General features: G+C 63.4%; 18 protein-coding genes and 1 pseudogene. 2 read left to right on the top strand and 17 right to left on the bottom strand.

Going from position 1 to position 13,012, the window contains the following annotated elements:
* The 8 genes from EOA32_RS22990 to EOA32_RS23025 all read right to left on the bottom strand — a co-directional run.
* A partial coding sequence (locus EOA32_RS22990; RefSeq protein ID WP_128372967.1) for an amidase occupies positions 1–1,008 on the bottom strand: 1,008 nt, incomplete at its 3' end.
* Positions 1,005–1,907: a ribokinase gene (locus EOA32_RS22995; RefSeq protein ID WP_128372968.1), complete on the bottom strand. Its 903-nt coding sequence runs from the start codon at positions 1,905–1,907 to the stop codon at positions 1,005–1,007. The genes EOA32_RS22995 and EOA32_RS22990, both read right to left, overlap by 4 nt.
* A gap of 149 nt (positions 1,908–2,056) precedes the next feature.
* The gene (locus EOA32_RS23000) at positions 2,057–2,542 is read right to left on the bottom strand and encodes a hypothetical protein (RefSeq protein WP_128372969.1); all 486 of its coding nucleotides are present in this window, start codon (positions 2,540–2,542) and stop codon (positions 2,057–2,059) included.
* A complete protein-coding gene (locus EOA32_RS23005) occupies positions 2,517–3,047 on the bottom strand; it encodes a hypothetical protein (protein ID WP_067004024.1) in 531 nt (176 codons plus the stop codon). The genes EOA32_RS23000 and EOA32_RS23005 overlap by 26 nt, the downstream gene beginning before the upstream one ends.
* Positions 3,014–3,391, bottom strand: coding sequence for a hypothetical protein (locus EOA32_RS23010; protein ID WP_128372972.1), 378 nt, complete (start codon positions 3,389–3,391; stop codon positions 3,014–3,016). The genes EOA32_RS23005 and EOA32_RS23010 overlap by 34 nt, the downstream gene beginning before the upstream one ends.
* 38 nt (positions 3,392–3,429) lie before the next feature.
* Positions 3,430–3,900, bottom strand: coding sequence for a hypothetical protein (locus EOA32_RS23015; protein ID WP_095783521.1), 471 nt, complete (start codon positions 3,898–3,900; stop codon positions 3,430–3,432).
* 234 nt (positions 3,901–4,134) lie between these two features.
* Complete coding sequence (locus EOA32_RS23020; protein ID WP_179295164.1) at positions 4,135–5,040, bottom strand: bifunctional helix-turn-helix domain-containing protein/methylated-DNA--[protein]-cysteine S-methyltransferase; 906 nt, start codon at positions 5,038–5,040, stop codon at positions 4,135–4,137.
* 213 nt (positions 5,041–5,253) lie between these two features.
* Entirely contained in the window at positions 5,254–5,748 is a 495-nt protein-coding gene (locus EOA32_RS23025) for a DUF2244 domain-containing protein (protein ID WP_095778742.1), read from the bottom strand.
* A 22-nt stretch (positions 5,749–5,770) separates the two neighbouring features.
* Here EOA32_RS23025 and nth point away from each other — a divergent pair, with 22 nt between their 5' ends.
* Positions 5,771–6,586: an endonuclease III gene (nth, locus tag EOA32_RS23030; protein WP_067004014.1), complete on the top strand. Its 816-nt coding sequence runs from the start codon at positions 5,771–5,773 to the stop codon at positions 6,584–6,586.
* Positions 6,587–6,667: 81 nt separating this feature from the next.
* Here the strand turns inward: nth and EOA32_RS23035 are convergent, their stop codons facing one another.
* The 4 genes from EOA32_RS23035 to EOA32_RS23050 form a co-directional block, all read right to left on the bottom strand.
* On the bottom strand, positions 6,668–8,176 hold the full coding sequence (locus EOA32_RS23035; protein WP_095826783.1) for a tripartite tricarboxylate transporter permease: 1,509 nt from the start codon (positions 8,174–8,176) through the stop codon (positions 6,668–6,670).
* Between the two features lie 10 nt (positions 8,177–8,186).
* Positions 8,187–8,648 (bottom strand): tripartite tricarboxylate transporter TctB family protein, encoded by a 462-nt coding sequence (locus EOA32_RS23040; protein ID WP_067004012.1) that lies wholly within the window; start codon positions 8,646–8,648, stop codon positions 8,187–8,189.
* A 93-nt stretch (positions 8,649–8,741) separates the two neighbouring features.
* Positions 8,742–9,719 (bottom strand): tripartite tricarboxylate transporter substrate-binding protein, encoded by a 978-nt coding sequence (locus EOA32_RS23045; RefSeq protein WP_095783518.1) that lies wholly within the window; start codon positions 9,717–9,719, stop codon positions 8,742–8,744.
* A gap of 260 nt (positions 9,720–9,979) precedes the next feature.
* Positions 9,980–10,435 (bottom strand): DUF2214 family protein, encoded by a 456-nt coding sequence (locus EOA32_RS23050; RefSeq protein WP_095778745.1) that lies wholly within the window; start codon positions 10,433–10,435, stop codon positions 9,980–9,982.
* A 212-nt stretch (positions 10,436–10,647) separates the two neighbouring features.
* On the opposite strand from EOA32_RS23050, the gene EOA32_RS23055 reads away from it, so the two are divergent.
* Positions 10,648–11,202: a GNAT family N-acetyltransferase gene (locus tag EOA32_RS23055; RefSeq protein WP_128372970.1), complete on the top strand. Its 555-nt coding sequence runs from the start codon at positions 10,648–10,650 to the stop codon at positions 11,200–11,202.
* A gap of 38 nt (positions 11,203–11,240) precedes the next feature.
* On the opposite strand, the gene EOA32_RS23060 is transcribed toward EOA32_RS23055, so the two are convergent.
* The 5 genes and pseudogenes from EOA32_RS23060 to EOA32_RS23080 all read right to left on the bottom strand — a co-directional run.
* On the bottom strand, positions 11,241–11,639 hold the full coding sequence (locus EOA32_RS23060) for a DUF1801 domain-containing protein (protein WP_128372971.1): 399 nt from the start codon (positions 11,637–11,639) through the stop codon (positions 11,241–11,243).
* A 78-nt stretch (positions 11,640–11,717) separates the two neighbouring features.
* Entirely contained in the window at positions 11,718–12,161 is a 444-nt protein-coding gene (locus EOA32_RS23065) for a DUF1801 domain-containing protein (protein WP_095783515.1), read from the bottom strand.
* Positions 12,161–12,394: a hypothetical protein gene (locus tag EOA32_RS23070; protein WP_095783514.1), complete on the bottom strand. Its 234-nt coding sequence runs from the start codon at positions 12,392–12,394 to the stop codon at positions 12,161–12,163. The genes EOA32_RS23065 and EOA32_RS23070 overlap by 1 nt, the downstream gene beginning before the upstream one ends.
* A 79-nt stretch (positions 12,395–12,473) precedes the next feature.
* Positions 12,474–12,884, bottom strand: coding sequence for an SRPBCC domain-containing protein (locus EOA32_RS23075; protein ID WP_095783513.1), 411 nt, complete (start codon positions 12,882–12,884; stop codon positions 12,474–12,476).
* Positions 12,881–13,012 (bottom strand): annotated as a pseudogene (locus tag EOA32_RS23080) (transcriptional regulator); the annotation flags it as partial. The pseudogene EOA32_RS23080 and the gene EOA32_RS23075, both read right to left, overlap by 4 nt.

Here is a 13,012-nt window from a genome sequence, read left to right on the forward strand (position 1 = left end):
GCCGCTGCTCGCCTGGCGCAAGGTGACAAAAGCCTGCCACAGCGCCTCGAAATCGACATCCGGCGCCAGCGTTTCGCTGTGGAACCCGGCATCCGCGAAGCGGGCAAGGGCGGCCTCGCACAGGTCGAGCACGCCCGGCTCCATCGGCAGGTGCCCACCGAGATCGCCGAGCCAGGCGACGCGGCCGCCGGGGGCTTTCGTTCGCAAACCCTGGAGGAACGAGCCCTGCTTGTCATGCGACAATGGCGCCCGCGGATGATAGCCGGCCTGCTCATCGAGCAGCAGCGCGATGTCGCGCACATTCCGGCCCATCGGCCCTTCAACGCCCATCTGGGCGTGGAAGACATCGATGTCGGGGCCGGCCGGCACCAGCCCTTGCGAGGGGCGGAAGCCATAGACGTTGTTGTAGGCCGCCGGATTGCGCAGCGAGCCGCCGAAATCGCTGCCGTCGGCGACCGGCACCATGTCGAGCGCCAGCGCCACGGCCGCGCCGCCGCTCGAGCCGCCGGCGGTGAGCGCCGGATCGAAGGCATTGAGCGTCGGACCGAAGACTGGATTGTAGGTGTTGGAACCCAGCCCGAATTCCGGAACATTGGTCTTGCCGATGATGATGGCGCCGGCCTCGCGCAGGCGCTCAACGAAGAGATCGTCCTCTTGCGGGACGAAATCGGCGAAGATCGGCGAGCCGAAGGTTGCTCTTAAGCCCTTGGTCAGGGCCAGGTCCTTGATGGCGATCGGCAGGCCGAACAGCGATCCGGCCGCGCCGCCCCGTGCCAAATGAGCGTCCGCCCTGTCGGCTTCCGCCAGGATATCGGTGCGCTCGCGCAGCGACACGATGGCGTTGACCAGCGGGTTCACAGCATCGATGCGGTCGAGAAAGGCGCTGACGACTTCGCGCACCGACAGACGCCGCTGCCTGATCGCGTTGGTAAGCTCTACGGCGGACAAGCGACAGATGTTGCCGGCCGGCGGCACAGCATGTTTCGTCGACGGGCGCATCGCCGTCATCGCGCGGCCAGGGCCGCGTCGACATCCTTCGCCAACGGAATCGCCGGCTGCGCACCCGGCTTCAAGCAAGCGAGCGAGCCTGCCGCCGCGGCGCGCGTGAGCGCCTGTTCGAGCGGGAGGCCGGACGACAGGCCGGCGCCCAAATAGCCGCAAAAAGTGTCGCCTGCGCCGACCGTGTCGACCGGAGTTATTTTCAGTGCCGGGACGGTGAGGAAATGGTCGGGAGTGGCGGCCAGCACGCCGTCGCCGCCGAGCGTCACGACGATGGCGCGGCCTGTCTTTTCGGCATAGTCGCGCATCCGCGCCTCCCGGTCGCGGCCGGTGAGCACCAGCGCCTCGCCATAGAGGTCGAACTCGGTCTCGTTGGCGACGGCGTAGTCGGCCTTGCCGAGAAAGCCGGCCGCCTCGGGGCGGAAAGGCGCGGTGTTGAGCACGCTGACGGCACCCGCCGCGCGGATTGCATCGAGCGCCGCTTCGACCGTGGGCAGCGGGATCTCGTGCTGCAAAAGCACGACATCGCCCTTCTTCAGATACGCCTTGGCGATGTCGCCGGGCAGTACAGAATCGTTAGCGCCCGGCACGACGGCGATCACATTCTCGCCGTCGGCACCGACCAGGATGAGCGCTGTGCCGGTGGAGGCGAAGCTCTCGCCGACGCCGGAAAGATCGACACCGCCGGCCTTCAGCAGCGCCAGCGCTTCGGCGGCAAAGCTGTCCTTGCCGACGGCGCCGACCATGCGCACCTCAGCGCCTGCGCGGGCCGCGGCCAGCGCCTGGTTGGCGCCTTTGCCGCCGGGAGCGGTGGCAAAGCCGGAGCCGCGGACCGTCTCGCCGGGTTCAGGCAAACGGTCGACATTGGCGATCAGGTCGAGGTTGATCGAGCCGACGATGATGATCAAGAAAGGCCTCCTGCACGAGCGGGCGAGCCTTCGATCGAAGGCCGATGCCGCAAGTCCTTGCATTTACGCAGTTGCTTGCGCGGGAGGCTAGCCGCAAAGACCGTCTATTGCCAGATCAAGCCGGTTGTGCGCCGCACCGGCCCACAGCATCATTCGCAGCGCACCGTCACCGTGCCCTGGTAGTTGCCGGCCGGGAAGATGCCCGGCGATTTTGTGGCCGTGAGATCGACCTGGATGGTGTGAGTGCCGTTGGTCACCCGCTGCGGCGAACTGCCCGGGATGTCCGCGCCTGAGCCATCGAGGCGGAAGACGGTGGCGAAGGTGACGTCGGTGTCGCCGCCGCTCGGCGCGGACGTGAAGACAATCGGCGCCGGTGCCGAGACGGAATAGCAGTCGAGCAGGTTGAGGATCGTGCATAGCGTCGCATTCGCGGTGATGGTGGCGCCGCCGCTCGACCCGCCCGCCTGCCTGGAGCCGAAGATATTGATGGCGGGGTTCGATTTCATCGTTCCCGAGGCGCCGATCATGATGGTGCAAGTGCCGATGATCGCCGCCGAAGCCGGGAGCGAGAAGCTTGCAAGCGCAGCCACCGCGGCGATCAGCGCGCGGCTATTTCTTTTTCTTTTTCTTGTCATTGCCGGTTGTGCCTCTGATGCTCCAGCCCTCGTTAGCCCATCCAGTCGATGCGGCAGCGGAGGCGGTCGCGGGATTGGGAGCAGCCACGCTTCCCGTCTGGCCGTCGGCGCCGAGACCCATCTTGAGCAGCTTCAATTCAAGCTGCAGGCGCTCGACCTCGAGTTCGTAGAGGCGGCTGCAATCGACGCGCTTCGGCGTCCGCCCGATCGGGACCACCACGCGGCCGTAAGTGGCGAGGTCGCTGTTCGACTGGCTGTTGCTGTTGCCGCGGATGACGCCGACGTCCAGATAGGCGCCGCTGCCGGAAACGGCCGAGCGGCAGGTCGTGCCGTCGGAAGCATGAACCTCGTCCTGGCCCTGGGGCAGGGTGACGCCGGGCAAGGTGAAGCCCGTCTGGTTCTGGTTCAGGTTCAGTATATCCTCAGCATACCCCTGACTTGCGACCGCCAAGGCGGGCAGCAGGGCAAGCGTCAGAACCTGCGATGCCCGAAGAACTTTCCGCATATCTGTGCCCTTATCTGCGTCTGCTCGCTTGGAAAGGGGATACTCTCGGTACAGATACGCACTTTACGCTCGTTCGCGCCGTCGAACGGGACGACCACCAGAACCGGGCGCGACGCCTGGCCGGCCAGAACGAAGGCGCTCGGCGTGATCCTGGCGTCGATCGGCCGAAAATCCTGGTCATAGACATGAATCTCGACGCGTATGCGCTGGTCGTAGGGGTTGCCGGGGAAAACCCGGACCGCGAAAGCATCGGTGAAGGACCTGACCTCGCCCCGCATCGGCGTCATCGACTGGCCCTCCGCGGCAATGGGAGACAGCACGGCGATCAGCCCCGCCGCCAGCATTCCAATCGTTCTCAAGGACCGCTCCTTTCGCGAGAGGGCTATTCGCAGCGCAGCGTCACGGTTGCCTGGTAGTTGCCGGCGGAGAAGCGGTCCGTGCCACTCTTGGTGCCGGCAAGATTGACCGCGACGGTCGATGTGCCCGGTACCGTTAGCGCCGTCGCTGTGCCGGTTTCGGCAATGGTCTGCGCGCCGGAGGTGGCAAAGGTCGGGGTCCATGTCGTGGCCGTGGTGTCCGAGGCCGGGACGGTGGTGATGGTGACCGGATCGACGCTGAGCGTGACGCCGCCGGTGGTATCGACCTGGGCGCTGCCGGCCGAACCGCCGGCATTGTGAGAGCTCAGCGACTGAAGATTGCTGCTGACGGTCATGGTGCCGTTGGAGTTGATCGTGACCGTGCAGGTAGCGGTGATAGTGCCGTTGAAGAGGACGTTTCCGGTGGCTGCCGATGCAGTCTGGCCGGTGCAGACGGCCAGCAGGCTCGCGGCCATTGCGACGCGAAAGAACTTCATGAGACCCCTCTTTCGAGCCGGAAAATGCGGCTCAATACAGAGGTATCATCCGCTTATCGTGGTTAACTTAGCGTTAAACAAGATAACGACTGCAAACAATTCAAAATACAACCGGCGAAACCTGGGGGTTGTCTCCGGTTGCATTTCCCGATATTTCGGATGTATTGTTTCGATTATACTTACCTATATTCAGATCCACGGTTTTTCGCAATGGCGCGCGGAAAAAACGAAGTTTCAGGACGCGATTTGTCCCGCCTCCCAGCCGAGGATGGCGCGCTTGCGCGTCAGTCCCCAGTGGTAGCCGGTGAGGGCGCCGGACTTGCCGAGCGCACGATGGCAAGGAACCACGAAGGACATCGGATTGGCGCCCACCGCCGCACCGACGGCCCGGCTGGCGCTCGGCGCGCCGATGCTTGCCGCAATCGAGGAATAGGTGCAGGCCCTGCCCATCGGAATGCGCAGCAGCGCCTCCCAGACGCGCAGCTGAAAATCGGTACCGATCATCACCACGCGCAGCGGCTGGTCCGCACGCCATTTGGTCGGATCGAAGACGCGCGCGGCATAGGGCTGGGTGGCCGACATGTCCTCGACGTAAGCTGCGTTCGGCCAGCGGCCGGACATGTCTGCGAAGGCGGCCCGCTCGCCGCCGGCGTCGCAGAAGGCCAGGCCGGCCAGCCCGCGATCGGTGACCATGATCAACGCGATGCCGAAGGGCGAGATATGATAGCCGTAGCGGATGGTCAGGCCGGCGCCGCGGGTCTTGTAGTCGCCGGGCGACATCGCTTCGTGCGTGACGAAGAGGTCGTGCAGCCGGCCAGGGCCCGACATGCCGAGCTCGAACGAGGTTTCGAGCAGCGGCATGCCGGAATCAAGCAGCCTGCGCGCATGGTCGAGCGTCACCGCCTGCAGAAAGGCCTTGGGCGACAGGCCGGCCCAGCGCGTGAACAGTTTCTGCAGGCCCGTCGGCGTCTCGCCGACCGCCTCGGCCAGGACCTCCAGCGAGGGCTGGTCGCGATAGTCGAGGCTGATCCTCTCGATGGCGCGGCGCACGATTTCGTAGTCGCTGCCCACGGGCGTGATGTCGTTCTGCAGGATCGCTGACGGTTCCATCCGGGTATTCATGGTCATCTGGGCGTTCATGGCAATATCTCCCATGGCTATCTGCTCGGCCGCGAATATCGGTCTTCCCGCGCATTGCCACCACCCGAAACTTGCCTTCCTCCGGCCCCTACCCAGATCGAGCAGGCTTCGAGCCGAAGGGCGATGACGGCCGGCGAAAAGATAGATTTTACCGGGGTAAGGCAGACCTTGCTGATGACGCCCTACGGCAAGGGCGCCGAGCGCCGTGCTAGTTCAACGCGCCCTGGCGGTCGCCAGTGCGCGCGAAAAGGCAGCAGCAAAGCTTTCGCGGGAATCGGGATCCAGGAAAGACCCGATCGAAACGCTTTCGCCTTGCGCCTCGACGGCCATTTTGATGATGCCGATCTCGGCATGGCGGGCGATCGAAAAGCGGGTCCAGAACGGGTTGAAGCGATGATCCTCGAAGCGGCCCGACGGCGCCGTTTTGCGGATGTCAAGCCTGGTGCGCGAGACCGATATTTCCTCACGGGCGCGGGCCGCCCGGTAGTTGGCGCGAAAGGCGATGTAGACGGCGACCACGTCCAGGCCCAAGAAGCCGAAGACCGGCCATGCGCCATGAGCCAGGAAGATCGCGCCGGTGACCGCCCAGCCGAACACCAGGGCGCCCATCAATATCAGAAAGCCGGTCCGACCGAGGGAGCGATGCGGCGTCAGCAGGGCTTGGAAGAATGGCTTGTCGGCTTCGAACGAGGCGTTTGTGTCGCTCATACGGAAATATTATAGGAAGGGAATGGCGCCGCCCAAGTCCAAAAAATCCTTCCCCGTCAAAAAGCCGTCGGCCTCAGCCTCAGGCGGCAGTGCAAAAGCAAAGACGCCCTCCCGGAAGGGCGGGCTGCGCTCGCTTTACACGCCCGCCGAGGTGCATGAGATTTTTCGGCGTTTTTCCGTGCAGCGGCCCGAGCCGAAGGGTGAGCTCGACTATGTCAATCCCTTCACTCTTCTGATCGCGGTGGTGCTGTCGGCGCAGGCGACCGATGCCGGCGTCAACAAGGCAACGAAGCCGCTGTTTTCGGTCGCCGATACACCGCACAAGATGCTGGCGCTCGGTGAGGCCAAGGTCGGCGACTACATCCGCACCATAGGCCTGTGGCGCAACAAGGCCAAGAACGTGGTCGCGCTCTCGAAGGCACTGATCGACGACTATGCCGGCAAGGTGCCCGAAGATCGGGACGAGCTGGTCAAGCTGCCGGGCGTGGGACGCAAGACCGCCAATGTCGTGCTCAACGTCGCCTTCGGCCAGCACACGATGGCGGTGGACACGCATATCTTTCGCATCGGCAATCGTATTGGATTGGCGCCCGGCAAAACGCCGGAACAGGTTGAGCAGGGGCTGATAAAAGTCATCCCCGCCGAATACATGCGGCACGCCCATCACTGGCTGATCCTGCATGGCCGCTATGTCTGCAAGGCGCGCAAGCCCGACTGCCCGGTCTGTGTCATCGCCGATATCTGCAAGTCCAAGGAAAAGACCACCGACCTGCCGGCGCCGCTGATCGAGCTCGCGCCGCTCGACGAAACTGAGGACCGAGCGATTGGTGTCAGCTAGGCGGAGTGTAGCGGATAGCGCCAGCCGACGGCGCCTGCAGCCAAAACGCCGAATTCAAAAATCGCAACGAAATTGAACGACTTAATTTTCCTCCACAAACACCTCTTCACGCTTCTTCTTGACCGCGGGCAGGAAGACGATGACGAGCACGGCGAGTGCGATGAAGAGCAGGCTGGCGCTGATCGGTCTCGTCACGAAGGTGCTCGGGTCGCCACGCGACAGAATCATGGCGCGACGCAAGTTTTCCTCAAGCAACGGGCCGAGCACAAAGCCGAGCAGCAGTGGCGCGGGTTCGCAGCGCAGCTTGGTCAGGAGGTAGCCGAGCAATCCAAAGAAGGCGACGGCGTAGAGGTCGTAAACATTGGTGTTGACGCTGTAGACGCCGATCGAGCAGAACGCCATGATGATCGGAAACAGCACGTAATAAGGGATCGTAAGGAGCTTCACCCAAAGCCCTATCAGCGGCAGGTTGAGGACGATCAGCATCAGGTTGCCGATCCACATTGAGGCGATGATGCCCCAAAACAGCTCCGGCTGTTCGGTCGCGACATTGGGGCCGGGCACGATGCCCTGGATGATCATCGCGCCGATCATCAGCGCCATTACCGGATTGGCCGGAATGCCAAGCGTCAGCATGGGGATGAAGGAGGTCTGCGCGCCGGCATTGTTGGCCGATTCCGGCCCGGCGACCCCTTCGATGGCGCCCTTGCCGAACTCCCCCGGGTTTTTCGATACGCGCTTTTCGACCGTGTAGGAGGCAAAGGCTGCAAGGATCGCGCCGCCTCCCGGCAGGATGCCGAGCGCCGAACCAATGATCGTTCCGCGCATGATGGGCGCGGCCATGCGCCGAAAATCCTCGCGGGTCGGCATGAGGCCGGAGACTCTTCGGATTAGCACGGAGCGCTCATGCTCGTTCTCGAGGTTGCGCAGGATCTCGGCGACGCCGAAGACGCCGACCGCTACCGCGACGAAATTCAGCCCGTCGGCATATTGGGTGATGCCGAGCGTGAAGCGCGGCGTGCCGGTATAGATGTCGGTTCCGACAATGCCGAGCAGCAGGCCGAGCACAACCATGGCCAGCGCCTTGACTATCGAGCCGTGGGCGAGCGCGACGGACGAGACGAGGCCGACGACCATCAGCGAAAAGTATTCGGCCGCGCCGAATTCCAGCGCCATCGCCGTCAGCGGCGGAGCAAAGATGGCGACCAGGAAGGTCGACACCGTGCCGGCAAAGAACGAGCCTATCGCCGCGATCGCGAGTGCCGCCCCGGCGCGGCCGTTCTTGGCCATCTGGTAGCCGTCGATTGCGGTGACGGCTGACGAGGATTCGCCGGGCATATTGATGAGAATGGCGGTGGTGGAGCCGCCATATTGCGCGCCGTAATAGATGCCGGCGAGCATGATGAGAGAGGAAACTGGGTCGCCTATCTGGAACGTAATCGGCAAGAGCATGGCGATGGTTGCGGTGGCGCCGATGCCGGGCAGGACGCCGATCAGCGTGCCGAGAAGGACGCCGATCAGACAGAAACCGAGATTTGTCAGCGATGTCGCCGTCGAAAAGCCGAGCACCAAGTTGGCGAGGAGCTCCATGGTCATCTCCTCACAATGGCAGCCACGGGCCAAAGCGTCGGAACGGCAGGCCGAGTGCGTAGCTGAAGACGAGCGACGCAAACAGCGTCAGGCCGGCCGACAACACGAGCGCGGTCAGCGGTTTCATGCGGGCGCTGGCAAAGGATGCGATCAGCGCCGTCAGGAAGATCGATGGGATGAAGCCGAGGCCGCGCACCGTCAGGCCGAAGAAGATCGGAGCGGGGAGGATGAGCAGCATGCCGCGCCACGCAATGTGGCCGATCGCCTCGCTCTCGAAGCGCACAGCCTGGACGAGGATGATAACGCCGAGCAGGAGCAGCACGATCGCCAGGACCAGCGGGAAATAGCCCGGTCCCATGCGGAAGGCGGTGCCGATTTCGAGGCCGAGCGACTGCAGCGCGAAAAATGCGCCGAAGGCGATGAACAGCGCGGCGCATATGCCGTTGGTCGTGTCGATTGCGAAAGGCTTCATCACGTTCCTCTCAGGTGCGCATCGGGCGCGCCGTTGCAACGCAAAACGGGGCCGAAGCAAAAACGGGGCGCCGATCGCGCCCCGTCCAAAACCTCAGTCGGCGTACTGGCCGGCGGCTTCGATGATCGGCTTCCAGCGCCCGATCTCGCTTTCAAGCTTGGCCTTCAGTGCCGCCGGTGTCGCGTCGGCTTCGGGCGACGGCTTGGTGCCGAGTTCGGCGAAGCGGGCGGCGACGTTCTGATCCTTCAGCGCGACCTGCAGCGATTTCGACAGGCGTCCGGTGATCTCGGCCGGCGTACCCTTTGGTGCGTAGAGGCCGTGCCAGATGCTGACCTGCACCTCGGGAAGGCCGCCTTCCGTCGTCGTCGGGACGTCCGGCAGCACATCGAGGCGTTCCGGCGAGGTGACGGCATAGGCCTTGATCGTGCCGCCCTGGATCTGCTTGGTGGTGTTGGTCGTCTGGTCGCACATCATGTCGACCTGGCCGCCCAGAAGATCGGTCATGGCCGGGCCGGTGCCCTTGTAGGGCACGGTGACCAGCGGCGTACCGATGGCGCTCATGAACAGCATGCCGCACAAATGCGAGGCCGCACCGATCCCGGCATTGGCGACGGTGACAGTGTCTTTGTTGGCCTTGGCGTACTCGACCAGTCCCTTCAGATCGGTCGGCTCAAGGTCCTTGCGGCCGACGACGGTCATTGGCACCTCGGTGACGAGGCCGACATATTCGAAGGCGTTGAGCGTGTCGTATGCGAGCTTTCGGTACAGCGTCGCGCTGGTCGCCATGCCGATATGGTGGAGGAGCAGCGTATAACCGTCCGGGTCAGCCTTCGCGACGCGGCCCGCGCCCAGCGTGCCGCCGGCACCGCCGACATTCTCGACGATGACCTGCTGGCCGAGATCCTTCGACATGGCTTCGGCGATGAGGCGTGTGACCGTGTCGGTCGGGCCGCCGGCCGCAAACGGCACCACAACGGTGATGGTGCGTTCCGGATAGGACTGCGCGCCCGCGGCGAACGGATAAAGCGTGACGGCCGCTGCGGCAGCCAGAGCGGCAACAAATTTTCTCATTGTGACTTCCTCCCAGAGTATGAATCTCCAGCCACCGCACGAAATTCCTCTCGGCGACGGCTGTGATGTAATAGCAACTAGTGCAGACTGGCAGATTGCAATCGGACTCAAACGGCCAAACTGCGATTATCTACAAACCATCCACAAGATGGATGGAAAAGATCTGGGTCGGATGATGGATCGCGGGATGTCGTCATCTGACGACGGTACGTTGGCGCATGCCGGTTGCTGCCCGATCCCTGCTCTTCCTCGGTTCTATTCTAATAACCGTAGCCGCGCGCCATCGCCGCCGCAAAGATCGGGATGAGCAGGAAGATGAAGCCCTCGGCGCGGACATAGTTCTTCACCGAGGCGAGCTCCGCCGCCGGGACCGAGAATGATGGATTGCCGCTTGCCTTCCTGCTCCAGGAGATGAAGCGCACGGTCGGGATGATCGACAGCAGGCCGACGATGATGAAGGCCATCATCTTTGCCCAGAACACCCAGTTGAAGACGTAGAACTCCCAACCCTTCAGGCCGAAGAACACCCGGCAGATGCCGACGATGACGATCAGCGCGGCGATGATGCCGTAGTGGCGGTCGATGCCGACAAGGCGCTTGAGCGTCGTCGCCCCCAACTCGCCGCGCACCAGCACGAACTCGGCGCCAATGATGCCGGCCAGCGAGAACACAAGAAGATGATGGACGATCGCCAGCAGAAGGTCGGTGGTGTCCATTATCTTTCCTCGTATTCAGACGGCGCCGCGATATCGCTGAATCAGCTTCGTCCGAAGACTAACATCGCCTGTCGAGAATCCCACACGCCGAAATGTCAGCCGGTCATGACTGCGCTCATCTACTTGCGTCGCTGGAGGATGCCCCGGGCGATCCTGGCCCTTGTTCGAACGTGCAGGTTTGCTAAGCGCTGCCGCTCAAAGGAGAGGACGCGATGAGCATTGCAAGGGAAGCCGGGGTGCCGATCCTTGAGACCGCGCGGACGGTCCTGCGGCCGCATCGGCTCGACGATTTCGAGACCTATGTCGCGATGTGGGCGGACCCGGGGGTCACCCGCTTCATCGGCGGCAAGCCGCGCACCCGCGAGGAAAGCTGGATGCGCTTCCTGCGCCATGCCGGGCTGTGGTCGCTGCTTGGCTATGGGTTCTGGGCGATCGAGGACAAGGCGACTGGCCGCTTCCTCGGCGAGGCCGGGTTCCATGATCTGAAGCGCGAGATCGAGACCTCGATCGAAGGCGTGCCGGAAGCCGGCTGGGCTTTAGCTTCGGGTGCGCATGGCCAGGGGCTTGCAAGCGAAGTCGTCGGGCGCATCGTTGCCTGGGGTGACGAGGCGTTCGGGCGAGCCAGGACCGTCTGCATCATCGATCCCGAAAATGGCGCCTCGCTCAAGGTCGCAGATAAGAACGGCTATCGCGAAATCCTGCGGACCACCTATCACGACAAGCCGACGATCCTGCTGGAGCGGTGGGCCGGAGGGGCAGCAGCCTAGAGGGCAATGCCGGGTTCGGTGCTGAAGCGCTTCTGGGATCAGCGTTTGGCCTTGGACCTGTTCAGGGCCACCGCTGCTCGCACGAGAGTCTTGAACGCTTCCTGGTCGATCTCCTCGCCTTCGCGAAAATCGATGGCGCGCCTTGTGTTGCCTTCGAGGCTGGAGTTGAAGAGGCGTAAGGGATCCGGCAGCGCCGCGCCCTTGGCGAAGGTCAGCTTGACGACGGCCTTGTAGGTCTCGCCGGTGCAGATCATTCCGGCGTCCTCCCAGACCGGCACGCCGCGCCACTTCCATTCCTCGGTGACGTCCGGATCGGCATCCTTAATCAGGGCGCGCAGCCGGCCGAGCATCTCGCCCCGCCAATCGCCCAAGTCCGCGATACGGCCATCGATCAGCTCGGAAGGAGACTTGCTTTCCTGCACGCCGACTTTCTCCATATGTGTCCTCCTTCAACACCCGCTAGACGGACCGCCATGATGCCTCGTCGGGCGGACCGTGACTGACCGATAATGCGCTTACATTCGTTCGCCAGGCAATTGACTCGCCTGTTTCACCCAGGAGACGAATTGCGCTTCGTCGAGCTGGTCGTCCTCATGGATGTGAAAATAGCGCGTGTCCTTGCTCTTGGATTCGCCGGGCGGCACCGGCTTCAGCGACATGCCGCGAAAGAAGGCCACTTTGACGTATCTGGTGAAACAATGAATGCCGAGAAACCAGCCTTCGCCGTCCATGCCGTAAAACGGCGAGTTCCATTTGACGGCCTTCTGCACGTCGGGGACGGCCTGCATGATGAGTTGGTCGAGCCGGCGGCCTAGCTCGCTCTTCCAACCCGGCATCGCCGCGATATAGGCCTGCACGGGAGCGTCACCATACCCCTTGGCGATCTGCGGGTTGCCGCCCGAAAGCAGGACGGGTTTTTCCTCCGACGGCCTGGCTGCAACCTTTGCCGATTTCGCCATCAGGCCGGTCCGGCGCGCTCGCGCGCCGGCTCACCGCGCCACCTTGCGGCATGGGGCAGCACGAACATGTAGAGGCCGCTGAACAACAGCAGGAAAAGCGGCAGCAGCGGCGAATAGACCACCCAGGTGGGCGGCTCGCCCAATGCCATGGCGATGAAGTTGGCGATGACGGTCACGGTAAAGATGATCGACAGCCAGCGATGCAACTGCCTGATCCACTTGCTCCAGTCCAATGCTTCCTCCTCTGAAAGAACCAATGAACGCTGGGCTTACCAGCGCGCCAGCTGCGTCATCTGGATGAGATTGCCGCCCTCACTCGATCCGCGAAAGCACCTGCTCCAGGGCCGCAAAGAACCTCGGCCAGCCAACGGTGGCGCCCCGGAAATACGGCTCCTGGTCAGTTCGGAAGCCCGTCTGCTCCATGCGCAGGCGAGTGCCGGCGCTGGTCGGGGTGAGCGTCCATGTGACGACGCTCTCTAGATCCTTGGTGTCCCAGGTGTAGGAAAGCGTTTTGTTTGGCTCGACTGTCTGGACCTGGCACTCGACACCGCCCCAGTCCGCGCTCAGTTCGAAACGGTGGTCTACGACCGGCTTGAAGTTGTTCTTCATCAGCCACTCCTCGATGAGATGCGGTTGGGTCAGTGCCCGCCAGATCTTTTCCGGCGGATGGGGAATCTCGCGCTCGACGACAACGGAGCGCGTTCCGGCCGGCATATCGTTCATTGATCCATCCTCTGCAGCAGATCCTCGAGATCGTCGAACCGGCTCTCCCAGAACCCGGCCATATAGCGAGTCCAATCCATTAGCGGCGCCAGCGCGCCAAGCTGTGCGCTGTAATGGGTCTGGCGACC

The sequence above is a fragment of the Mesorhizobium sp. M1A.F.Ca.ET.072.01.1.1 genome, assembly GCF_004023325.1.
Lineage (GTDB): Bacteria > Pseudomonadota > Alphaproteobacteria > Rhizobiales > Rhizobiaceae > Mesorhizobium.

What these genes read in the sequence shown, in the direction of transcription:
- EOA32_RS23025 (WP_095778742.1), bottom strand. Translation starts at nt 5,748, where the DNA reads ATGAGCGACACAAACGCCTCGTTCGAAGCCGACAAGCCATTCTTCCAA.
- EOA32_RS23045 (WP_095783518.1), bottom strand. Translation starts at nt 9,719, where the DNA reads ATGAGAAAATTTGTTGCCGCTCTGGCTGCCGCAGCGGCCGTCACGCTT.
- EOA32_RS23055 (WP_128372970.1), top strand. Translation starts at nt 10,648, where the DNA reads ATGAGCATTGCAAGGGAAGCCGGGGTGCCGATCCTTGAGACCGCGCGG.
- EOA32_RS23035 (WP_095826783.1), bottom strand. Translation starts at nt 8,176, where the DNA reads ATGGAGCTCCTCGCCAACTTGGTGCTCGGCTTTTCGACGGCGACATCG.
- EOA32_RS23065 (WP_095783515.1), bottom strand. Translation starts at nt 12,161, where the DNA reads ATGGCGAAATCGGCAAAGGTTGCAGCCAGGCCGTCGGAGGAAAAACCC.
- nth (WP_067004014.1), top strand. Translation starts at nt 5,771, where the DNA reads ATGGCGCCGCCCAAGTCCAAAAAATCCTTCCCCGTCAAAAAGCCGTCG.
- EOA32_RS23020 (WP_179295164.1), bottom strand. Translation starts at nt 5,040, where the DNA reads ATGAACGCCCAGATGACCATGAATACCCGGATGGAACCGTCAGCGATC.
- EOA32_RS23040 (WP_067004012.1), bottom strand. Translation starts at nt 8,648, where the DNA reads ATGAAGCCTTTCGCAATCGACACGACCAACGGCATATGCGCCGCGCTG.
- EOA32_RS23005 (WP_067004024.1), bottom strand. Translation starts at nt 3,047, where the DNA reads ATGCGGAAAGTTCTTCGGGCATCGCAGGTTCTGACGCTTGCCCTGCTG.
- EOA32_RS23075 (WP_095783513.1), bottom strand. Translation starts at nt 12,884, where the DNA reads ATGAACGATATGCCGGCCGGAACGCGCTCCGTTGTCGTCGAGCGCGAG.
- EOA32_RS23010 (WP_128372972.1), bottom strand. Translation starts at nt 3,391, where the DNA reads ATGCTGGCGGCGGGGCTGATCGCCGTGCTGTCTCCCATTGCCGCGGAG.
- EOA32_RS23000 (WP_128372969.1), bottom strand. Translation starts at nt 2,542, where the DNA reads ATGACAAGAAAAAGAAAAAGAAATAGCCGCGCGCTGATCGCCGCGGTG.
- EOA32_RS23015 (WP_095783521.1), bottom strand. Translation starts at nt 3,900, where the DNA reads ATGAAGTTCTTTCGCGTCGCAATGGCCGCGAGCCTGCTGGCCGTCTGC.
- EOA32_RS23060 (WP_128372971.1), bottom strand. Translation starts at nt 11,639, where the DNA reads ATGGAGAAAGTCGGCGTGCAGGAAAGCAAGTCTCCTTCCGAGCTGATC.
- EOA32_RS23050 (WP_095778745.1), bottom strand. Translation starts at nt 10,435, where the DNA reads ATGGACACCACCGACCTTCTGCTGGCGATCGTCCATCATCTTCTTGTG.